At 68.2% G+C, this 19326-nt stretch carries 19 protein-coding genes; 8 read left to right on the forward strand and 11 right to left on the reverse strand.

Going from position 1 to position 19326, the window contains the following annotated elements; translation table 11 throughout:
- Nucleotides 1-102: 102 nt before the first annotated feature.
- The 7 genes from AC3A6B_RS07760 to AC3A6B_RS07790 all read left to right on the forward strand — a co-directional run bounded on the left by AC3A6B_RS07760 (nt 103) and on the right by AC3A6B_RS07790 (nt 7152).
- Nucleotides 103-1293: an amino acid ABC transporter substrate-binding protein gene (locus tag AC3A6B_RS07760; protein ID WP_487836159.1), complete on the forward strand. Its 1191-nt coding sequence runs from the start codon at nt 103-105 to the stop codon at nt 1291-1293.
- Nucleotide 1294: 1 nt separating this feature from the next.
- On the forward strand, nt 1295-2170 hold the full coding sequence (locus tag AC3A6B_RS07765) for a branched-chain amino acid ABC transporter permease (protein ID WP_487836160.1): 876 nt from the start codon (nt 1295-1297) through the stop codon (nt 2168-2170).
- Nucleotides 2167-3081: a branched-chain amino acid ABC transporter permease gene (locus AC3A6B_RS07770; RefSeq protein WP_487836161.1), complete on the forward strand. Its 915-nt coding sequence runs from the start codon at nt 2167-2169 to the stop codon at nt 3079-3081. Before AC3A6B_RS07765 ends, AC3A6B_RS07770 begins: the two co-directional genes overlap by 4 nt.
- Nucleotides 3074-3829, forward strand: a complete 756-nt coding sequence (locus tag AC3A6B_RS07775; protein ID WP_487836162.1) for an ABC transporter ATP-binding protein — start codon at nt 3074-3076, stop codon at nt 3827-3829. The genes AC3A6B_RS07770 and AC3A6B_RS07775 overlap by 8 nt, the downstream gene beginning before the upstream one ends.
- The gene (locus tag AC3A6B_RS07780; RefSeq protein WP_487836163.1) at nt 3826-4536 is read left to right on the forward strand and encodes an ABC transporter ATP-binding protein; all 711 of its coding nucleotides are present in this window, start codon (nt 3826-3828) and stop codon (nt 4534-4536) included. The genes AC3A6B_RS07775 and AC3A6B_RS07780 overlap by 4 nt, the downstream gene beginning before the upstream one ends.
- 28 nt (nt 4537-4564) lie before the next feature.
- On the forward strand, nt 4565-6019 hold the full coding sequence (locus AC3A6B_RS07785; RefSeq protein ID WP_487836164.1) for an aldehyde dehydrogenase: 1455 nt from the start codon (nt 4565-4567) through the stop codon (nt 6017-6019).
- Between the two features lie 92 nt (nt 6020-6111).
- Entirely contained in the window at nt 6112-7152 is a 1041-nt protein-coding gene (locus AC3A6B_RS07790) for an NADP-dependent oxidoreductase (protein WP_487836165.1), read from the forward strand.
- A 5-nt stretch (nt 7153-7157) separates the two neighbouring features.
- On the opposite strand, the gene AC3A6B_RS07795 is transcribed toward AC3A6B_RS07790, so the two are convergent.
- The 10 genes from AC3A6B_RS07795 to AC3A6B_RS07840 all read right to left on the reverse strand — a co-directional run bounded on the left by AC3A6B_RS07795 (nt 7158) and on the right by AC3A6B_RS07840 (nt 18025).
- Nucleotides 7158-8003: a DMT family transporter gene (locus AC3A6B_RS07795; RefSeq protein WP_487836166.1), complete on the reverse strand. Its 846-nt coding sequence runs from the start codon at nt 8001-8003 to the stop codon at nt 7158-7160.
- A 63-nt stretch (nt 8004-8066) separates the two neighbouring features.
- Entirely contained in the window at nt 8067-8765 is a 699-nt protein-coding gene (locus AC3A6B_RS07800; protein WP_487836167.1) for an AraC family transcriptional regulator, read from the reverse strand.
- A 37-nt stretch (nt 8766-8802) separates the two neighbouring features.
- Complete coding sequence (locus tag AC3A6B_RS07805; protein WP_487836168.1) at nt 8803-9924, reverse strand: SLC13 family permease; 1122 nt, start codon at nt 9922-9924, stop codon at nt 8803-8805.
- Entirely contained in the window at nt 9902-11428 is a 1527-nt protein-coding gene (locus AC3A6B_RS07810) for a class I adenylate-forming enzyme family protein (RefSeq protein ID WP_487836421.1), read from the reverse strand. Before AC3A6B_RS07810 ends, AC3A6B_RS07805 begins: the two co-directional genes overlap by 23 nt.
- 104 nt (nt 11429-11532) lie before the next feature.
- Entirely contained in the window at nt 11533-14832 is a 3300-nt protein-coding gene (locus AC3A6B_RS07815) for a pilus assembly protein (RefSeq protein ID WP_487836169.1), read from the reverse strand.
- 19 nt (nt 14833-14851) lie between these two features.
- On the reverse strand, nt 14852-15403 hold the full coding sequence (locus AC3A6B_RS07820; RefSeq protein WP_487836170.1) for a pilus assembly PilX family protein: 552 nt from the start codon (nt 15401-15403) through the stop codon (nt 14852-14854).
- On the reverse strand, nt 15400-16458 hold the full coding sequence (locus AC3A6B_RS07825; RefSeq protein WP_487836171.1) for a PilW family protein: 1059 nt from the start codon (nt 16456-16458) through the stop codon (nt 15400-15402). Before AC3A6B_RS07825 ends, AC3A6B_RS07820 begins: the two co-directional genes overlap by 4 nt.
- Before the next feature lie 8 nt (nt 16459-16466).
- Complete coding sequence (gene pilV, locus AC3A6B_RS07830) at nt 16467-17042, reverse strand: type IV pilus modification protein PilV (protein ID WP_487836172.1); 576 nt, start codon at nt 17040-17042, stop codon at nt 16467-16469.
- A gap of 33 nt (nt 17043-17075) precedes the next feature.
- Entirely contained in the window at nt 17076-17558 is a 483-nt protein-coding gene (locus AC3A6B_RS07835; RefSeq protein WP_487836173.1) for a GspH/FimT family pseudopilin, read from the reverse strand.
- Nucleotides 17549-18025, reverse strand: a complete 477-nt coding sequence (locus AC3A6B_RS07840; protein WP_487836174.1) for a type IV pilin protein — start codon at nt 18023-18025, stop codon at nt 17549-17551. Before AC3A6B_RS07840 ends, AC3A6B_RS07835 begins: the two co-directional genes overlap by 10 nt.
- A 38-nt stretch (nt 18026-18063) precedes the next feature.
- On the opposite strand from AC3A6B_RS07840, the gene AC3A6B_RS07845 reads away from it, so the two are divergent.
- Entirely contained in the window at nt 18064-18315 is a 252-nt protein-coding gene (locus AC3A6B_RS07845; protein ID WP_487836175.1) for a hypothetical protein, read from the forward strand.
- A 27-nt stretch (nt 18316-18342) separates the two neighbouring features.
- Here AC3A6B_RS07845 and lipA read toward each other — a convergent pair whose 3' ends face one another.
- On the reverse strand, nt 18343-19326 hold the full coding sequence (lipA, locus tag AC3A6B_RS07850; protein ID WP_487836176.1) for a lipoyl synthase: 984 nt from the start codon (nt 19324-19326) through the stop codon (nt 18343-18345).

The following is a 19326-nucleotide window of genomic DNA, read 5'->3' on the forward strand; positions in this document are numbered from 1 at the left end:
CGCTGCGTCAAATGCTTTGTGCGCAGCGGGCACAGCGGCGCGGCGTTGCACTTCCTACGATCACGGCATCGGACGCAATCGACGCCCGCAAGGAGACTCGCCATGACAGATGCCAATCGCCGCCGCTGGATCCAGCAAGCCGCCACCGCGGTCGGAGCCGCCGCCGTCGCGCCGCGCCTGTTCGCACAAGGTGCGCCGGTGAAGATCGGCTATGCCATCGCCCGCACCGGCCCCTGGGCGGCCGGCGCGCAGGTCAGCCAGGAGCCCAACTACCTGCTATGGGCCGAGCAGGTCAATGCGGCCGGCGGGCTGTCGGTGAAGGGGGCGAAGCGGCCCATCGAGCTCGTCGGCTACGACGACCGCAGCGAGACCGAGACTTGCGTGCGCACCTTCGAGAAGCTGATGGGCAGCGACAAGGTCGACCTCATCCTGCCGCCCTGGGGCTCGGGCGCCAACTTCGCGGTCGCGCCGCTGGCCAACCGCTTCGGCTATCCGATGCTGGCGCCCACCGCGCTCTCGCGCAAGCTGATCGACATGCAGCTGCCGTACTTCTTCTCGCTGCTGCAGCAGCCCGACAAGATGATGGGCGCGCTGGTCGACATGCTGGTCGCGAACGGCGTGAAGACGATCGCCATCGTCTACATGGACGACCTGTTCGGGCTGGAGAACTTCGCCGCGCTGAATGCCGCGCTCAAGAAGACCAGCATCCAGGTGCTGGAGCGCAAGAGCTACCCGCTCGGCGTGAAGGACCTGGCGCCGGTGCTGCGCACCATGAAGGACATGAACCCCGATGCCTTCATCGGCATCACCTACCCGCCAGACACCATCCTCGCCAGCCGGCAGGCGCGCGAGGTGGGCTTCAATCCGAAGTATTTCTACGCTTCCGTCGGCACCGCCTTCCAGCTCTACAAGAACGTGATGGCGGCCAACACCGAGGGCGTGATCGGCATGGGCTCGTGGAACGCCAAGACCAGCCCCGAGGCCAAGGCGTATTTCGATGCGCACACCAAGAAGTTCGGCAAGGAGCCCGACCGCTGGGCCAGCGGCCATTGCTGGGCCGGCCTCGAGATCCTGCAGCAGGCGGTGGCCAAGGCAGGCCTCGATCGCAAGGCGCTGCGCGAGCAGATCGCCAAGAACGAGTTCAGGACCATCCTCGGGCCGATGCGCTTCGAGGGCAGCGAGAACGCCTCCATTCCCGGCACCGTGGCGCAATGGCAGGGCGGCGAGTTCGAGGTGGTGTGGCCGAAGAACCGCGCCACGGCTTCTTTGATGCCGAAGCCGGCCTGGAAATAACGTGTCCATTACCGGATGGGCCGAGCTCCTGGCCGGCGGCTTGATCACGGGCGGCATCTATGCGCTGGTCGCGATCGGGCTGAACCTGCAGTACGGCCTGATGCGAATCATGAACATCTCGCACGGCGAGTTCCTGATGCTGGGCGCCTTCCTGACCTGGTGGGCGCACACCGCCTGGGGCATCTCGCCGCTCGTCTTCCTGCCGGCCGCCTTCGTGGTGCTGATGGGGATCGGCATGGCGGTGCACCGGCTGTGCTTTCGCCAAGTCGCGGCGCGCGCGCCCAGCGTCGAAGTGTTCGAGGCGCGCAGCCTGATGGTCGGTTTCGGCCTGATGTTCTTTGTGCAGAACACGGCGCTCCTGATCTGGGGCGGCGACCTGCGCGGCTACGACTACCTGGCCGAGCCGGTGCAGGTCGCGGACATGCGATTCACCGCCAACAAGCTGGTGCTCTTCGGCATCGCGCTCGCCCTGAGCCTGGTGCTCATCGCGCTGCTCAGGTTCACGCTGCTGGGCAAGGCGGTGCGCGCGCTGATGCAGTCGCCCGTAGGCGCGCAGCTGGTGGGCATCAACACGAAGCGGCTGCATCCGCTGATGTTCGGCATCGGACTCGGGCTCTCGGGCGTGGCCGGCGCGCTGCTGTCGATGACCTACGAGATTTCGCCCTCGATGGGCGAGCCCTACACCGTGACGGCGCTGATCGTCATCACGCTCGGCGGCTTCGGCAGCATCGCGGGCAGCCTGGTCGGCGGCCTGCTGCTGGGCGTGGTCGAGGCGCTGGGCATGCATTTCACCAGCCCCTCGTTCAAGATGCTGCTGTCCTATGCGGTGTTCATCGGCGTCCTGATCTGGCGCCCCAACGGGTTGTTCTCGCGATGAAGGCCGCGCTCGCCAACAGGCCCTGGCTCTGGCTCTCCATCGGGCTGCTGCTCGCGGCCGGGCTGCCATGGGTGGCTTCGGACTTCGTGAGCGCGGTCGCACTGAGCTGCCTCATGTACATCTCGCTCGCCACCAGCTGGTCGCTGTTCTGCGGCGCGACGCGCTACCTGTCGCTGGCGACCTCCGCCTTCTTCGGGCTCGGCGCGTACGCCAGCGCGACGCTGCTGGGCGTGCTGCCCTGGCCGCTCGTGATCCTCTGCGGCGCGGCGCTGGCGAGCGCGGTTGCAGTGGCGATGGGTGCGGCCGTGCTGCACCTGCGCGGCACCTACTTCGCGGTGCTGACCTTCGGCATGACCGAGCTAATCCGCCATGCCGTCACTTTCGTGGAGAAGCAGGTCTCGGGCACGGTCGGCCGCGTGCTGACGGTGGTGCCTGCCAACGAGACGGTGTACCTCACGGTGCTCGCGATCGCCGGCGCCGCGATCGCGACGGCGATCCTCGTCAGGCGCAGCCGCTTCGGCTTGGCGCTCGCGGGCATCGGCGCCGACGAGCAGCGTGCGCAGACGCTGGGGGTCGACACGCGCCGCATCAAGATCACGGGCTTCGCGCTCACCGCCGCCTTCGCCGGCGCCGCCGGCGCTGCGATGGCCGTGCGCTGGACCTACATCGAGCCGGCCGCGGTATTCAGCCCCTTCATCGGCTTCCAGACCGTGCTGATCGCGCTGATCGGAGGCGCCGCCAGCATCGGCGGGCCGATCGTCGCGGCGATCGTCTTCAGCCTGCTGGCCGAGACGCTGCGGCTGCAACTGCCCTACGGCTACATGATGGTGCTGGGGCTCCTGCTGATCCTGTGCGTGATGTACCTGCCCAACGGCCTCGCGACGCTGTGGCAAAGGCAGAGAAATGAATGACGCGGTGATTCCTCTGCTCGAAGCACGCGAGCTCAGCGTGCGCTTCGGCGGACTGACGGCCGTCGACGCGGTCAGCGCGCGGCTGCATGCGGGGGAGCTGGTCGGCATCATCGGGCCCAACGGCGCGGGCAAGACCACCTTCTTCAACGCCATCTCGGGCGTGATCGCGCCGACGTCCGGCAAGCTGCTGGTGCAGGGCACCATCGATCTCACCGGCCGCGGCCCGCAGCACTACGCGGCGCACGGCATCGCGCGCACCTTCCAGACGCCGCGCGTCATGGCCGAAATGACGCTGGCCGACAACGTGCGCTTCGGCATGCAGTTCGCGGGACGCCACCGCACGCCGCTCGCGGAGTTGAAGAGCGAGGGCGACATTCTCGACATGCTGGGGCTCGGCGCGCTGGCCGATCGCATGGCCGCCAACGTCACGCCTTCGCAGCAGCGCCTGCTCGAGATCGGCATGGCGCTCGGCACCCGGCCGCGCGTGCTGCTGCTCGACGAAGTGGCGGCCGGGCTCACCGAGGCCGAGGTCGATGCGATGGCGCGGCGCATCCGCAGCCTGCGCGACGCGCACGGGCTCACCGTCGTCTGGATCGAGCATGCGGTGACCACGCTGCTGCGCTACGTCGAGCGCGTGCTGGTGCTGCACCAGGGCCGCAAGATCGCCGACGGGCCGCCGGCGGAAGTGGTGCGCAATGCCGAAGTGGTCGAGGCCTATCTGGGCGACGAGATGGAGCATGCGCGATGAGTGCGAGTGAGTTGCGCGTACGTGGGCTGGCGGCGGGCCACCACGGCTTCCAGGTCATCCAGGGGCTGGACATCGGCGTGCTGCCCGGCATCACCGTCGTGCTGGGCCCCAACGGCGCGGGCAAGACCACGCTGCTCAAGGCGCTCGCCGGGCTGCTGCCGCGCGCGGGCGAGGCCGTGCTCGATGGCGCGGCGCTGCCTTCCAACGACGCCACGGCCTGCGTGCGCCAGGGCCTCGCGCTGGTCGCCGAAGGCCGGCAGCTCTTCCCGCAGATGAGCGTGACCGAGAACCTCGAGCTCGGCGCCTGGCTCGCGCCCGCGCGGCTGCGCAGCGAGCGCCTGGCGCGCGCCTTCGACGACTTTCCGCGCCTCGCGGAACGCGCCACGCAGCTGGTCGGCACCATGAGCGGGGGCGAGCAGCAGATGGTGGCGGTGGCGCGCGCCATGATGAGCGGCCCGCGCCTGCTGATGCTCGACGAGCCCTCGCTCGGCCTGGCGCCGCGCATGGTCGACGAGCTGCTGGCCATCGTGCGCCGCATCGCGGCCCAGGGCGTGACGGTGCTGATGGTCGAGCAGAACGTGCGCAAGGCGCTTTCGGCGGCCGACCGCGGCTACGTGCTCGAACGCGGCCGTATCGTCGCTTCCGGCGATGCGAAGACGCTGCTCGACTCCGACGTGATTCGCCAGGCCTACCTCGGCGTGGCCTAAACCCCTTTCCTTTCTGGAGGACCTTCGCATGCCCGCCACCATTTCCATGCTCGTCAACGGCGAGCGCCGCTCGGCCGAGGGCGGCGCCACTTTCGAGCGCCGCAACCCGCTGGACGACAGCGTCGCCACCGTCGCGCCCGCGGCCACGCCCGCGGATGCGATCGCCGCGGTCGATGCTGCGGCGCAGGCCTTTGCCAGCTGGTCGCAGACCGGCCCCGGCCAGCGCCGCGCGCTGCTGCTGAAGGCGGCGCAGGCGCTCGAGGCGCGCACCGAGGCGTTCGTGCAGGCCATGGCGCGCGAGACCGGCGCCTCGGCCATGTGGGCCGGCTTCAACGTGCATCTCGCGGGCGGCATCCTGGTCGAGGCCGCCGCACTGACCACGCAGATCGGCGGCGAAGTCATCCCCTCGGACGTGCCGGGGAGCCTGGCCATGGGCGTGCGTCAGGCGGCCGGCGTGGTGATCGGCATCGCGCCGTGGAACGCGCCGGTGATCCTCGGCGTGCGCGCCATTGCGACGCCGCTGGCCTGCGGCAACACGGTGGTGCTGAAGGGCTCGGAGCTGTGCCCGCAGACGCATGCGCTGATCGTCGAGGCGCTCAACGAAGCCGCCCTGCCGCCCGGCGTGCTGAATTTCGTCACCAACGCGCCGGCCGACGCGGGCGCCGTGGTCGAAGCCATGGTCGCGCATCCGGCGGTGCGGCGCGTCAACTTCACCGGCTCGACCAAGGTCGGCCGGATCATCGCGCAGACCTGCGCCAAATACCTGAAGCCAGTGGTGCTCGAACTCGGCGGCAAGGCGCCGCTGGTGGTGTTGGACGATGCCGACATCGGTGCGGCGGTGAACGCGGCCGCCTTCGGCGCTTTTGCCAACTCGGGCCAGATCTGCATGTCGACCGAGCGCATCGTGGTCGATGCGGCCGTCGCCGACGAGTTCGTCGCCACGTTCGCGGCCAAGGCGCAAAGCCTGCCGCTGGGCGATCCGCGCGAAGGGCCGGTGGTGCTCGGCTCGGTGGTCGACCGCAGCACGGTGGCGCGCTGCAACGCGCTCATCGACGACGCGCTTGCCAAGGGCGCCACGCTGGTCTGCGGCGGCCGCGCCGACAGCACGCTGATGCCGGCCACGGTGCTCGACCATGTGACGCCTGCGATGCGGATCTACCGCGAGGAATCCTTCGGCCCAGTGAAGGCGGTGGTGCGCGTGCGCGGCGTCGAGGAGGCGGTCACCACGGCCAACGACAACGAGTTCGGCCTCTCCTCGGCCGTGTTCGGCCGCGACGTCGCGCGGGCCTGGAACGTGGCACGCCGCATCGAGGCCGGCATCTGCCATGTGAACGGGCCCACGGTGCACGACGAGGCGCAGATGCCCTTCGGTGGCGTCAAGGCCTCGGGCTATGGCCGCTTCGGCGGCAAGGCCGGCGTGGAAGCCTTCACCGAGCTGCGCTGGATCACGGTGCAGACCACGCCGCGGCACTACCCGTTCTGAACGGCCGGGCCTTGTCGCCTGCGCTACCGGTGCGCGAGCCGGGCGGGACTACGATGCGCTCCCCGTATACCCCGCATGCAGGAGACACGCACATGAGCAGCACCCTCACCAACCACCAGGTCCGACTCGCCAAGCGCCCCGAAGGCGCGGCCACGCGCGACAACTGGCAGTTCACGACCGAGCCGGTCGGCGAGCCGGCCGATGGCGGCGTCCTGGTCAAGACCCTGTCGCTCTCGCTCGACCCCGCGATGCGCGGCTGGATGAACGAGGGCAAGAGCTACATCGCGCCGGTCGAGATCGGCGCCGTCATGCGCGCCGGCGGCGTCGGCCGCGTGATCGCCTCGCGCAACCCGGCCTTCGCGGTCGGCGACACGGTCTACGGCACGCTGGGCGTGCAGGAATACATCGTGATTCCGCAGGAGGACATCAAGCGCAACGGGCTCACCAAGATCGACCTGCGCGCCGGCTCGATCACGCAATGGCTCAACGTGCTCGGCATGCCGGGCATGACCGGCTACTTCGGCCTGATGGACATCGGCCAGCCGAAGCCGGGCGAGACGGTCGTCGTCTCGGGCGCCGCCGGCGCGGTCGGCCAGACCGTGGGCCAGCTCGCGAAGATCAAGGGCTGCCGCGCCGTCGGCATCGCCGGCGGCCAGGAGAAGTGCGACTGGGTGGTGAAGGAGCTCGGCTTCGATGCCTGCATCGACTACAAGGCCGGCCCCTCGGCGGTGCGCGATGGCCTCAAGGCCCATTGTCCCAAGGGCATCGACATCTACTTCGACAACGTTGGCGGCGAGATCCTCGATGCCGCTCTGGCGCGGCTCGCGCGCGGCGCGCGCATCATCATCTGCGGCGCGATCAGCCAGTACAACAACGCCAACAGCGCACCCGCGCAGGGCCCGAAGAACTACCTGAGCCTGCTGGTGAACCGGGCGCGCATGCAGGGCATGGTGGTGTTCGACTATGCCGATCGCTACCACGAGGCGGTAGCCGAGATGGCGGTGTACCTGAAGGATGGCCGCATGAAGAGCCGCGAGGACGTGGTCGAAGGCATCGACACCTTCCCCGAGGCGCTGACGCGCCTGTTCACCGGCCAGAACTTCGGCAAGCTGGTGCTCAAGGTCTCTGATTGACCTGCCTACCGGGCGCGTGACCCCATCACCGCCGCGGAGATGATCAGGGCCGCCGCGAACGCGATGGTCCAGCTCAGCGGCCGCGCCGTGACCACCAGCAGCAGCGCCGTCGAGGCCAGCGGCGTGATGTAGCTCAGGATGCCGATCTGGCGCACGTCGCCGCGCTTGAGCGCCATGTCCCAGAGGAAGAAGGCGGCGCCCAGGGGGCCGAGGCCGCACAGCGCGACCAGCAGCCAGTCGCGAGAGGACAGCGCCGCGGCCGGCTCCAGCAGGACATGGCACAAGAGCGACAGCGCGCCCGACACCAGGCCGAAGAGCCCGATGGCCGCGGTCGGGAACGCGGGCACGCGCCGGGTCCAGAGCGAATAGCTGGCCCAGATGAAGGCTGAGCCCAGGGCCGGCGCGAAGCCCCAGTAGGCGCTGCCGGCCGAGGCGGCGCCGGCGCCGCGCGTGCCGAGGATCGCGATGGCGGCGCCCGCGAAGCCCAGCAGGGCCGCGACCACATGCAGCGGCCGCAGCCACACGCCCGGCAGCAGCGCCGGCGCCAGCACGACCATGAAGAGCGGCCACAGGTAGTTGACCAGGTTGGCCTCCACCGGTGGCGCGTGCCGCAGCGCGATGAAGAGCAGGAAGTGAAAGCCGAACAGCCCGTAGACGCCCAGCGCCAGCGTGCGCGCCGGCACGGCCCAGGCCCGGCGGTCGCGCAGCACGGCCGGCCAGCTCATGACGCTGCCGATCATCAGCGCGAGCCCGGTCAGCAGGAAGGGCGGCAGGTGCGAGAGTGAAGTGCCCAGCGAGGCGAGCGTGCCCCAGAGGGCGATGGCGGCGAGGGCGTACAGCGTGGCGGACATTCGTCGAGCTTACGCGGCAGGCTCGTCGCGCAACGACGGGCCGTCGTCGAGAGACAACGGTCTTCAGCTCTTTCGCAATGCAGCGGTGAGCGCCGAAGGCGAGCGGTAACCCGTGCGGCGCGCGGTCTCCGCGACGCTCATGCCGCCGCTGCGCAGCTGCCGCGCCTGCAGCAGTCGCTGGCTTCTCAGCCATTGCATCGCAGCGACGCCCTGCTCGTCGCGGCAGCGCTGGGCGAACTGGCTGGGGCTCAGGCACGCGACCGCTGCGAGGTCGGCGACGCTCAAGGGCCGATGCCAGCGCGCCTGCGCCCACGCGGCAAGGGCCGGCCAGTCGATGGCGCGCCGGCGGCCGTTCGCAACGATGGGGCCCCAGGCTTCCAGCAGCAGCGCCGGCGCGTGATGCAGCGCCGTCGCGGGCGGCGAATCCTGCGTCACGCACAGTGCCAGGTAGCGCGCCAGCGACAGCAGCTGTGGTGCCATCGGCGAGCGTCCCGCACACTGCGCCCACAGGTCCTGCGTGGTGTCGAGCACGAGGCAGCGGCTGCCGGTGCGCGATTCGAAGTCGTGGCGCTCGCCGGGCGTCACCACCCAGCCCTCGCCGGCGCCGACACGTCGGCCGCGCCCCTCGACCTCCAGGTCCAGCACGCCATCGAGCCCCACCAGCACCTGGAAGTGCTCGTGCGCGTGGCTGCCGCGCGAGGCGCCGTAGCGCCGCAGCGAAAGACCGTGCGGAGGCGACGGGGACGTGCTGTCGAAGTGCATGGGAGGGCGCCGATTGTCCTCGGCCCGCGCGCGCCTGTCACCCCAGGCGCAGCAGCAGCGCCGAGGCGGCGCAGACCAGCAGGAAGGGAATGCTGATGCGATGGAACTCGCGCAGCCCGTGCGGCACCCTGGCCAGCCTGAGCGCGATCAGGTTGGCCAGCGATCCCAGCACGCAGCCGAAGCCGCCGACGCTCACGCCGGCCGCCAGCGCCGGCAGGTCGTGCACGTAGCGCTCCAGCAGGATGGCCGCGGGCACGTTGCTGATGAACTGCGACGTGGCGATCGCGGCGAGGTAGGCGCGCCAGCCTTCGCCGATGGTCCATTGGCCCAGCAGCGACGCGACCGCGGGCAGCTCGGCCAGCTGCCGCAGGTCGACGAACATCAGCGCGATGATCGCGAGCAGCGCCCAGTCGACGCCCAGCAGCACGCGCGGGCGCAGCAGCAGGAAGGCGCCGAACACGACGGCCAGCCCGGCCGCGAGCCAATGGCGATCGAGCGCGATCACGAAGCCGACGAAGAGCAGCCCCGACAGCGCGAGCAGCCGCGGCTGCATCGGCGCCTCGTCGCCGGCCGGCTTGAGCAGGATCGGCGCGCGCGGCACCAGGAAGCGGATGGCGAGGAAGAGCCAGAACAGCATCAGGGCCACGGTCGGGGCCATCATGCCCATGAAGCCGGCGAAGCTCTCGCCCGAGCGATGCCAGAGAAAGAGGTTCTGCGGATTGCCGATCGGCGTGAGCGCCGAGCCCGCGTTGACAGCCAGAGCCTCCAGCACCACCAGCCGCGCCAGCGGCAGATGGGCCTGCGCGGCCAGCACGCGCGTGAGCGGCACCAGGAGGAACAGGCTCACGTCGTTGGTGACCAGCGCCGAGAGCAGCGCCGCGCTCCCGGTGAGCAGAAAGACGAGGGTGCGCAGCTCGGTGGTGCGCGCGAGCAGCCGCGCGGCGGCGGCCTGCAGCATCCCGCTCTTCTCCACGCCCTGGGTGATGACCAGCAGGCCGGCCAGCGCGCCGATGGTCTGCCAGTCGATCAGCAGCAGGTAGTCCGCCGGCGCACGCGGCCGTGCGATCGCGAACCCGATGGCGACCAGTGCCAGCACCCACAGCAGCGTGTTGCCGCCGCCGTGCACGGGCGCGGCTTCAGCGCGTGGTATCGCGCTCACGCAACTCGCGCTTGAGCACCTTGCCGATCGCGCTGCGCGGAAGCTCGTCGATGAGCTGCAGGCGCGCGAGCCGCTGCGTCTTGCCGAGCTGGGTGTTGGCCCATTGCAGCAGCGCGTCGGCGCTCGTGTCGTCGCCCGCGCGCCGCACCACGAAGGCCACCGGCGTCTCGCCCCATTGCTCGGAAGGCACGCCGACCACCGCGACATCGGCCACCGCCGCATGGCCGCGCAGCACCGTCTCGAGGTCACTCGGGTAGATGTTGAAGCCGCCGCTGATGATCATGTCCTTCTTGCGGTCGAAGAGCGTGAGGAAGCCCTCTTCGTCGAAGCGTCCGACGTCGCCGGTGCGGATGAAGCGCTTGCCCGCGGGGTCGAACCACTCGGCTTCGCGCGTCTTCTTCGGCTGGCGGTGGTAGCCGACCATCATGCCGGCCGAATGGCCCACCACTTCGCCGGCCTCGCCGCGTGCGACTTCACGGCCGCTTTCGTCGATCAAGCGGATGTCGCTGCCCTCGGCCGGCTGGCCGACCGTGTGCAGCTTGTCCGGGTGCAGGTGCGCCTCGAGGATGCAGGTGCCGCCGCCCTCGGTCATGCCGTAGAACTCGATCAGGCCACCGGGCCAGCGCTTCAGCACGTCGGCCTTGAGGGCCGCATTGAAAGGCGCGCTGGTGCTGAACTTGAAGCGGAAGCTCGAGAGATCGTGCGCATCGAAGGCCGGATGCGCCATCAGGCGCTGGTACTGCACCGGCACCAGCATCGTGTGCGTCACGCGATGCTGCTCGGCCAGCTTCAGGTAGCCGGCGGCATCGAACTTCGGCATCAGGATCACGCAGCCGCCGCACGCGATGGTCGGAAAGAACACCACCAGCGTGGTGTTGGAGTAGAGCGGCGTCGACAGCAGCGTGACCGTGTCGCGCCCGTATTCGTACTTCGCGCCGCGCCGCACATGGGCCCAGCGCATGCCGTGGCCCTGCACGATGCCCTTGGGTTCGCCGGTGGTGCCCGAGGAATAGATGATGTTGAAGGGCCAGGCGGGCTGCGGCTCGACGGCCGCGGGCCGCGTACCGGCCGGCGCGAGCCAGGCTTCGAGCGCGCGAGCGGCCGCGCCGCCGTCGAGCGCGATGCGCGGGACGCCTGCCGCTGCCGCATCGCCGATCACCTCGGCCGCCGCCGCATCGACGAACAGGATGCGCGCCTCGGCGTCCTCGATCATCCGCGCCAGGCTGGCGGGGGTGGAGCCCGGTGCCAGCGGCGCGACCGCGACACCGGCGCGCAGGGCGCCCAGGAACACGGCCGCATAGTTCACGCTCGATGCAGCGCAGATCGCGATCGCATCGCCTGCGCGCAGGCCGTCGCGTTGAAGGCTGGCCGCGATGCGGTCCATCAGCGCGTCGAGCGCGCCGTAGCTCAGCGTGCGCGTGCCGTCGACCAGCGCGGGCCGCTCGGGCGATTCATGCGCGTGAAGGCGGATCAGCTCGGCGATGGCGCCGAAGTCGCGGTCCATCGCCGCATGGAAGTCGGTCATACGTGGTGAGAAGGATGTGGCACGCACAGGATACCGAAGTCCTGGCGGCCAGGGATCGGATGCCGGCTTCGGCATCCGCCGCCTCAGCGGGCGTCCGTCTCTCGATACCAGTAGGTCCGCTTGCGCACGTTCTTGATCGGGATGACCGGCTTTTGCGCCCCCAGGCCGGACTTGCCGTCGGCGCCGGAGCCGCCGCCGCCGCCGATCAGGAAGGGCAGCTGGCGGTCCGTGCCGCCGACGTTGACCGTGACGATGCCGAACACGGGCGAGGGCGCCAGCCCGCCGCCATCGAGCACACGGAAGCTCGAAGCGCCGGTGAGGAAGTTCACCGAGTAGCTGCGTGCCGTGCCGAGATTGGCCTGGCAGGTGGTGGCGCTGGGAACGATGGGCTGGTTGGTGCCGAAGTAGACCAGGCCGCCGACGGTCGTCGGCGCGTTCACGCCTTTTTCTCCAGCCCCGGCCAGGGTGACGTAGAAACCGTTCAGCGAGCCGTCGTACGGAATCGTGTTGGTGGCCTTGAACAGCGCCGCCGGCGCGAGGTCGGCGCTGCTGCTGGTGTCGTCGCGCACCGTCGTCCAGCCGCTCGCGCTCATGCCGACCTTGGTGTCCTTGATCATGTAGAAGCGGTTCACGATGCCGGTGGCCTCCTTGTGGGACAGCAGCGGGTGCTCCCGGTCACCGGTGATGTCGAGCACCACGTCGTACATCTTCGTCAGCACCACGTCCGGCGGAAAGAAGAACTTGCGCTTGGTGGCGCTGGTGGCGCTTCCGCCCAGAGCGGCGAAGTGGGTGGCCTGCCAAGTGCTCATGTCGCCGCTGCCTGTGGGCTGCAGGTCCACGCGCCAGATGTTGCCGCCGGTATCGGCCGCATAGAGCCGGTCGATGAGGCCATCGAAGTCGCGATCCACCAGCGTGACGTCGGCGGGGATCGAATAAGTCATCTCGGCCAGCTTGCAAGGGTTGCCCGTGCAGCTGCTGCCGGCGCCGCCCGGGCCGGCCTGCCACAGCACGTTGCCGGTCACCGCGTCGACGATGAAGATCCCGCGGCCCATGGTATCGGCGTTGGGCGGCTCGACATCCTCGTTGGTGTCGTAGCCCGCACCGAAGATCAGCACCGGGTTGGCATGGCCCTTGATCATCGCCACCTTCGGCTGCGACCATGTCTGCCCGAGTTCCGCGAAGCCTGTGCTCGCATTGCTGCGCTTCCACATGAACTTGGGGTTCGTGGGATCGCTCACGTCGAGCGCATAGAGCAGGCGGCCGCCGCGACGCGCCGAGAGGAAGATATAGGCCTTCCCGGTGGCGCTGTTCTGGTAGACGCTGGGTGCGCCGTCGAAGAAGTAGTTCTTCGGGGTGCCGGTGGTCAAGGTGCCCAGCTTCAGGGTCGGACTGTTTTCGTAGAGCCGCTGCAGGCCCGGGTAGAACTCCGAGGGCACGAAGCTCCACAATTCGCCGCCCGGCGGGATGCTGGTGGTGGCGCCGGTCGCGTCCTTCATGGTGAGGGCGCAGGTCGACGACACCGTGCAGTTGCCCTTGGGCTTGCTGGTGTCGGTGGGGTTGTTCGGCTGGTTGCCGTTGATGGCGCGGAACATGCCGTCGTTGGCGCCGTAGAACACCACCACGCCGGTCGTGCCGCCGTAGTTGATCACCGCGGGGCGCGAATGCAGGACGTCGCCGTGGACGGAGCCGCGGATCTTGATGCTGGCGTCGGGCGGGCTGCTCGATTCGCGGCCCGCTGCGGTGTCGCCGGCCGCGTAGGTGTCTTCCCCGCGTACCCAGTTGATCAGGTTGGCCGGGGTCAGCTTGCTGTCCGTGATGCCCAGGGCGGTCGCGCTGAGATTCGTGTTGTCGGCCTTGAAGGGCATCGTGCTCAAGGCCGCGTTGGCGCTGCAACCGGTGCCGATGCAGGTGAATACGTTGCGCGCGGTGGTGGGCGCGGTGACGGCCGCGGTGGCCGAATAGCTGTCCGTCAGGTACTTGAGCCGAATCTGTTGCCCGACGCCACCCTTCTCGACGACCTGTCCATCCTCCCAGTCGTACCCGTCCTTGGCGCCTTGCTCCTTGAAGGCGTTGAGCCAGAAGCCGCCTTTGGAGTCGGGCAGGGAAGCGATGGACTTGGAGGTCCAGAAGCTCACTGCCGAGGGCGAGATGAAGCCCGTGCCCGCTGCGCTCAGTGCCCGGTTGGCGTTGGTGCCGATCGAGTACTTCCCCCAGGAGGCGTCGGCCAGGAACAACTGCGGCGCCGTCGGGTCGGTGATGTCGACGCCGAACTGGTATTGCTTGAGGTTGCCCTGCCATCGCGGGTTGACGTCGCCATCGGGGCGGAACATGCCCATGTAGATCTGGTTGAGGTAGGTGCCTTGCGTGTTGGCGCTCACCGGCAGCACCGGCGCCGCGAACACGCTGTTGACGGCCTGAACCTCGTTGAAGATCTGGACGATGGCGTCGATCAGGCCCTGGACGTCTCCGAGCTCCACCGGGAAATACTTGCCGCCGCCCCGCTCGGCCATGCTGACCATGAGCTGTTCGTAGTCGGGGTTGCTGCCATCCCTGAGGATGATGGTGTAGGTCGTGATCCCCGGGTACGTCGTCGCAAGATTGGGCGAGCTGCCCGTGTACATGAAGTTCGCCCATTCGTCCGCATAGTCGCTGCGGTACTTGCCGGAGGCCGACGGCCAGGGCGACAGATTCAATTGCGCAGGGAGTGCGCTCAAGCCTGCTGCGGCCTGCAAGGCCGTGCCGCCCCGGGTGCCGCTGTCCTGCGGTTTCTGGTTGTTGGTGGCGAGCGTGATGTAGAGAACGAAGTTCTTGCCGCAGGCTTGCTGGTTCGCCAGCCCCGGGTACCTGGTGCCCGAGAGGCCGGTCTTGCCCTGGTAGAAGGCCCAGGCTTCCTGCATCGCCTGCGCGATCTGGTTGTTGTTGCCCTTGTCCTTGTTGAGACTCAGCGCCTCGATGCGCCGGAGCATCTCGCCGACGCCCTCGTTGCCGGAGCTGGTGCCGTTCATGAGACGCAGCGAGTCGGGCGCCGGCGATGGCGGGGGCAGGACGAAGGTGCCCCCGTCGGTGGGGCCCCCGGGGAAGTACATCAAGCCCAGATTGATGTTGCCGTTGAGTGCTGCGTTGGTCCCGATCTTGGAGACCGCGCTGTGCAGGCCGCATTGTTCGAAGCCGAGATTCTTGTTCGGGTCGTTGACCGTCAGGGATGGGCATGTGAAGCTCGAGCTCGCACTGGCCGCCGCGGCGTTGTCGAGAATAATCAGCATGTTCGGGGCGCCGCCGCCGGACGTGCCCTGGTAGATGTCGATGTCCTCGGCCCGCACCGCGGCGCTGGCCAGCGTCAGCAGGGCCAAGGCACCCAGTTGTGAAAATTGCGAGGGGCGCATCGGTCCTACTCCTGATTGATCAGCATGCGGCGCCAACGGCCACGCGCACGGCGATGCCCTGGTGCACGGTCGGGGCCGGCTCCGTGCTCCCGGGCGGCGTGGCGGTGGCATTGACTTCCCAGTTCGAGTGCGAGCACAGCGAATTGCCGCCCGCGCCCGAGCCGACGATGCCCGTGTTCTGCGCCGCGCCGCTGGCATAGCAGGGCTGGTCGTCCGTGTTGGTGGCGTCCAGCTCGCTCAGCTTGATCGGCTTGACGCCGGTACAAAGCGGCGCCGGCACGACAACGGTGTAGGCCGAGCCGGCCTGGCCGCTGTTGTTGATGTCGATCACCGGGGTGCTGGGCGTCGGCAGCGAGGTGAAGTCGGCGCTGATCGTGCTTTCGATCGCCTGCTGCGCGGCCGCGCCGGCCTCCTTCTGGGTCTGCATGTTGCCGACCAGCTTGGTGTTGACGTTGACGGCCTTGATGGACGAAACGACGATCAGCGTGATCACCATCAGAAAGATCATCGAGACCAGCAAGGTGGCGCCTGCCTGAGTACGCGGCGCGGCGCTGCGCCTGAAGCGGTTCATGGTGTTTCCCTCTGGCCCGAGCTGTTGTACAGGCGCGCGACCGTGCTGTAGACGTGCCGCTTGATGCGGTCGTTGAAGGGGCCTGCGGTCGGCACGGCCAGGCCCATGTCGTAGGTTCTGGCGTCCGTCCAGCCGCCGCTCGGCTCGGTGTTGCGCGCCAGCACGTGGATGCGAATGGCCATCACGTTGGCCCAGTTGGCCAGCGCCGCGGTCCAGTCGTAGGCCGGCGTGGTTTGCGGGCATACGGCGACGGCAATTTCCGACGCCGGCGGGCTGGCCGGATTGCTGGTGTAGCAGTCCGGGGAGCCGTTGGCGTCCATGTCGATTCCGTAGTCGAGCTGCAGGTTCTCGATGCCTTCGACCAGCGGGGTGATCTTCATCTCGCCGTTCAGGTACTCGGCCATCTTGAGGGTGGGGATGGTGTCGGTGCCGCACACATTGCAGGTGCTCACGAAGTACACGTGCTGCACGATCTTGCGCAGCGGCGCAAGGGCGCTGGGCAGGCAGTCCTTCTGCATCAGCGGAAAGCTGGCCGCGGAGGCGCCGGCTGCAGCCGCAAAGGGCAGCGTGTCGTTCGAGCAGGTGGAAACCTGCAGGTAGGCCTCGGCCGCGACGGCCGATGCGGGAGTCACGGCGTTGGTGCTGACGCGCGTGACGATCAGCATCGCGGTGCCCGCCATGACATTGCTGATGCAGCTCGGCGTGCTGCTCAGCCCGTAGACCGGCAAGGGAACGGTGGAGGTGCCCGGGCTCGTCATTGCGAAGTAGCCGAGGGCGGCGATGTTCGTGGGGCAGGCCACCGGCGCCACTGTCGCGAAAGCGGTGCTCGAGGAAGCGCCGACGAAACCGGCCATCTGGATGTCTTCGCTGAGCAGTTGGAGTGCGTAGCGGCCGTTCTCGATCTGGCGCCCGGTCTTGTCGAGCTCGGTGCGCGAGCTCACGGTCGAGACCAGCAGGCTGATCAGGCCGATCATCAGGAACAGGCCGAGCGTGATGGCCACCATCAGCTCGACCAGCGTGAAGCCGCGGTTGTGCCGCCGGTAGCCGGAATGCATGCGCGCTCTCACGACAACGCCCCGATCCGCACCTTGGTCGTGACCACCCGGTGCAGTTTTTCGTCGCCGTAGGCTCCGTTGCCGCAAGGAAAGGCGGTGCTGCCGTCGGCCAGGGTCGGCGCGGCCGTCTTGGCCAGGCCTTGCCACGAGACGGCGATCAGATAGATGTTGTTGGCGGCGTCGTCGAGGGTCACGCAGCCGATCGCTCCGATCATGGCGCCGAGCTTGGCGCCCGACTGGGTTTCGGCTTGGCCACTGATCAAATCCTTCCAGGCCGTGAGATCGGCAGCAGCCTGGGTTTGCTGCTGCACGTTGCCGGCGGTGCAGGTCGGCACGGTGGTGCTGGTCGCGCTCAACTGCACGCCCGTGGCGCCATTCGAATAGCAGCTCGCGACCTTCCGGTTCGCATTGAGACGATCGGCCATGTCCTGCACGAGCTGCAGGGCCTTGATCCGCTGGTAGGCCTCCATCTCGGCAACGTTGGCGCGGCTGCTCACGCCTGCCAGGCCGAGCAACCCGAAGAGCAGGATCACGAGCGTGATCAGGACTTCGATCAGTGCGACCCCATGCTGGGGGGCGGCCATGCGACGCGCGCGAGCCGGAATCCGCGGCGCCATCTAGCAGGCCCCCATGCTGCTGCTCGGGAGGCCGCTCAGCCCAATGGAGATGCAGCGCGAATTGACGCCTGCCATGGTGGCCGGCGGCGCGATGGTGAACTTGGTGCTCGTGGTCACGGTGCGGCCGTCCTTGCCATAGGTGATGACGTCCAGGTCGCTCGAGTCGCTGATGGCGAGGTTCTTGTAGGCCTGCTGGCTGTGGAAGACGTTGACGCTGTCCTTCACTTCCCAGCCTTCGTCCCAGGCGCTGCCTGTCTTCGCCAGATCGACGCTGCGATTGCGGGTCACGGCCTCGCTGCGAGCAAGCGTGAGCGCCGCCATCAAGTCGAAGGAAACGTTGCGGATGCGCTGGTTCGCAACGAAGGCGCGAAACGAGGGCAGCGCAAGCGCAGCGAGAACGCCCATCACCGTGATCACGGTGACCAGTTCGATCAGGGTGAAGCCGCGGACGTGGCGGCGCGTGCGGCGACGGCCTACCAGCATCCCGCAGCTCCAGTCGACGCGCCCTTCGCTCCCGCTTCGTCGATGGTCAGCGTCGCGCAGGCGGTGTCCCTGGCCAGCTGACTACCGATCGGCGTGGCGGTGATCGTGAATCCCGGCGGTGTCGTGCCGGCTTTGGGGACCGCTGTGAACGAGTAGTTGGACGACACGTTCGACGGCGGTGGATAGTTCAACGCAGCCAGATCCGGGGCGTAGCTCCGCGCGTCCAAGAGGTAGCGCTGCTCCAGGTTGCTGAGCTCGAGCATGTAGCCCTGGGCAGCCGATCGATTAGAACGAACGATGTAATTGGTGTACGAGGGATAGGCGATCGCGGCCAGGATCGCGACGATCGCCACCGTCACCATCAACTCGATCAGGGTGAAGCCACGCGATTGCATTCGCGCATTGCAGCGCGCACGCCGGCTTGGCAGCGTGAATGCAGCCGACGGCAGTTCCAGAAACTGATGCATGGAGGCCAATCCCTTCGAGCGCCCAGAAATTCAAAAACGTGACTGTATGTCAACAATGTGAAAAATTCACATTCGACGAGAAGGCTTTTTCGCGCACAAGTTCACGCCTGGGCGGCGCGGGTGAAGGCGCAGCCTTCAAGGCCTGTCAAATGAACAAAAAAGAGTTACACGCACAGGGGCGCGACGCACGCGATCTGCTTGCGCCACGAGAATCCGCAGTGGTTTTTTACGTTGAGCAGGCCGAGTGCGCAAGGCACCTGCCGGCAGTGGCGAATGCGCTCGCGCGCTGAAGCCCCGAGCAGGCTTCCGGTCGAGGCCTAGACGCCGGCCGCGTGCGCCTGCTGGTCGGCGTGGTAGCTGCTGCGCACCATCGCGCCCACGGCGGCATGGCTGAAGCCCATCTTGTAGGCCTCTTCCTCGAACATCTTGAAGGTGTCGGGATGCACGTAGCGGCGCACCGGCAGGTGGCTGCTGCTGGGCGCGAGGTACTGGCCGATGGTCAGCATGTCGATGTCGTGCGCGCGCATGTCGCGCATCACCTGCAGGATCTCTTCGTCGGTCTCCCCGAGGCCGACCATGATGCCGCTCTTGGTCGGCACCTCGGGATGCAGGGCCTTGAACTTTTTCAAGAGATTGAGGCTGAACTGGTAGTCGCTGCCGGGGCGCGCTTCCTTGTAGAGGCGCGGCGCGGTCTCGAGGTTGTGGTTCATCACATCGGGCGGCGCGGCCTTGAGGATCTCGAGCGCGCGGTCGTCGCGGCCGCGGAAATCGGGCACCAGGATCTCGATCTGCGTTTGCGGCGAGAGCTCGCGGATGTTGCGGATGCAGTCGACGAAGTGCTGGCTGCCGCCATCGCGCAGGTCGTCGCGGTCGACGCTGGTGATCACCACGTACTTGAGGCGCAGCTTGGCAATGGTCTTCGCGAGGTTCAGCGGCTCGTCCTTGTCCAGTGGATCGGGCCGGCCGTGGCCGACGTCGCAGAAGGGGCAGCGCCGCGTGCACTTGTCGCCCATGATCATGAAGGTGGCCGTGCCGTTGCCGAAGCACTCGCCGATGTTGGGGCAGGAGGCTTCCTCGCACACCGTGTGGAGGTTGCTCTCGCGCAGGATCTGCTTGATCTCGTAGAAGCGGGTGGTCGGGCTGCCGGCCTTGACGCGGATCCAGTCGGGCTTCTTGAGCGCTTCGCCCTGCTGGATCACCTTGACCGGGATGCGCGACAGCTTGGCCGCGGCCTTCTGCTTGGCCAAGGGGTTGTAGCTGTCGGGACCTTGGGCATCGCGGACGACTTCGGGGGTGCTCAT

It is taken from the genome of Variovorax sp. Soil_C_33 (genome assembly GCF_057656935.1).

Coding starts and splice junctions, on each gene's coding strand:
- AC3A6B_RS07825 (WP_487836171.1), bottom strand. CDS start 16,458: ATGCATTCCGGCTACCGGCGGCACAACCGCGGCTTCACGCTGGTCGAG.
- lipA (WP_487836176.1), bottom strand. CDS start 19,326: ATGAGCACCCCCGAAGTCGTCCGCGATGCCCAAGGTCCCGACAGCTAC.
- AC3A6B_RS07820 (WP_487836170.1), bottom strand. CDS start 15,403: ATGAACCGCTTCAGGCGCAGCGCCGCGCCGCGTACTCAGGCAGGCGCC.
- AC3A6B_RS07795 (WP_487836166.1), bottom strand. CDS start 8,003: ATGTCCGCCACGCTGTACGCCCTCGCCGCCATCGCCCTCTGGGGCACG.
- AC3A6B_RS07800 (WP_487836167.1), bottom strand. CDS start 8,765: ATGCACTTCGACAGCACGTCCCCGTCGCCTCCGCACGGTCTTTCGCTG.
- AC3A6B_RS07775 (WP_487836162.1), top strand. CDS start 3,074: ATGAATGACGCGGTGATTCCTCTGCTCGAAGCACGCGAGCTCAGCGTG.
- AC3A6B_RS07785 (WP_487836164.1), top strand. CDS start 4,565: ATGCCCGCCACCATTTCCATGCTCGTCAACGGCGAGCGCCGCTCGGCC.
- AC3A6B_RS07835 (WP_487836173.1), bottom strand. CDS start 17,558: ATGCTGGTAGGCCGTCGCCGCACGCGCCGCCACGTCCGCGGCTTCACC.
- AC3A6B_RS07810 (WP_487836421.1), bottom strand. CDS start 11,428: ATGGACCGCGACTTCGGCGCCATCGCCGAGCTGATCCGCCTTCACGCG.
- AC3A6B_RS07790 (WP_487836165.1), top strand. CDS start 6,112: ATGAGCAGCACCCTCACCAACCACCAGGTCCGACTCGCCAAGCGCCCC.
- AC3A6B_RS07760 (WP_487836159.1), top strand. CDS start 103: ATGACAGATGCCAATCGCCGCCGCTGGATCCAGCAAGCCGCCACCGCG.
- AC3A6B_RS07815 (WP_487836169.1), bottom strand. CDS start 14,832: ATGCGCCCCTCGCAATTTTCACAACTGGGTGCCTTGGCCCTGCTGACG.
- AC3A6B_RS07770 (WP_487836161.1), top strand. CDS start 2,167: ATGAAGGCCGCGCTCGCCAACAGGCCCTGGCTCTGGCTCTCCATCGGG.
- pilV (WP_487836172.1), bottom strand. CDS start 17,042: ATGGCCGCCCCCCAGCATGGGGTCGCACTGATCGAAGTCCTGATCACG.
- AC3A6B_RS07780 (WP_487836163.1), top strand. CDS start 3,826: ATGAGTGCGAGTGAGTTGCGCGTACGTGGGCTGGCGGCGGGCCACCAC.
- AC3A6B_RS07840 (WP_487836174.1), bottom strand. CDS start 18,025: ATGCATCAGTTTCTGGAACTGCCGTCGGCTGCATTCACGCTGCCAAGC.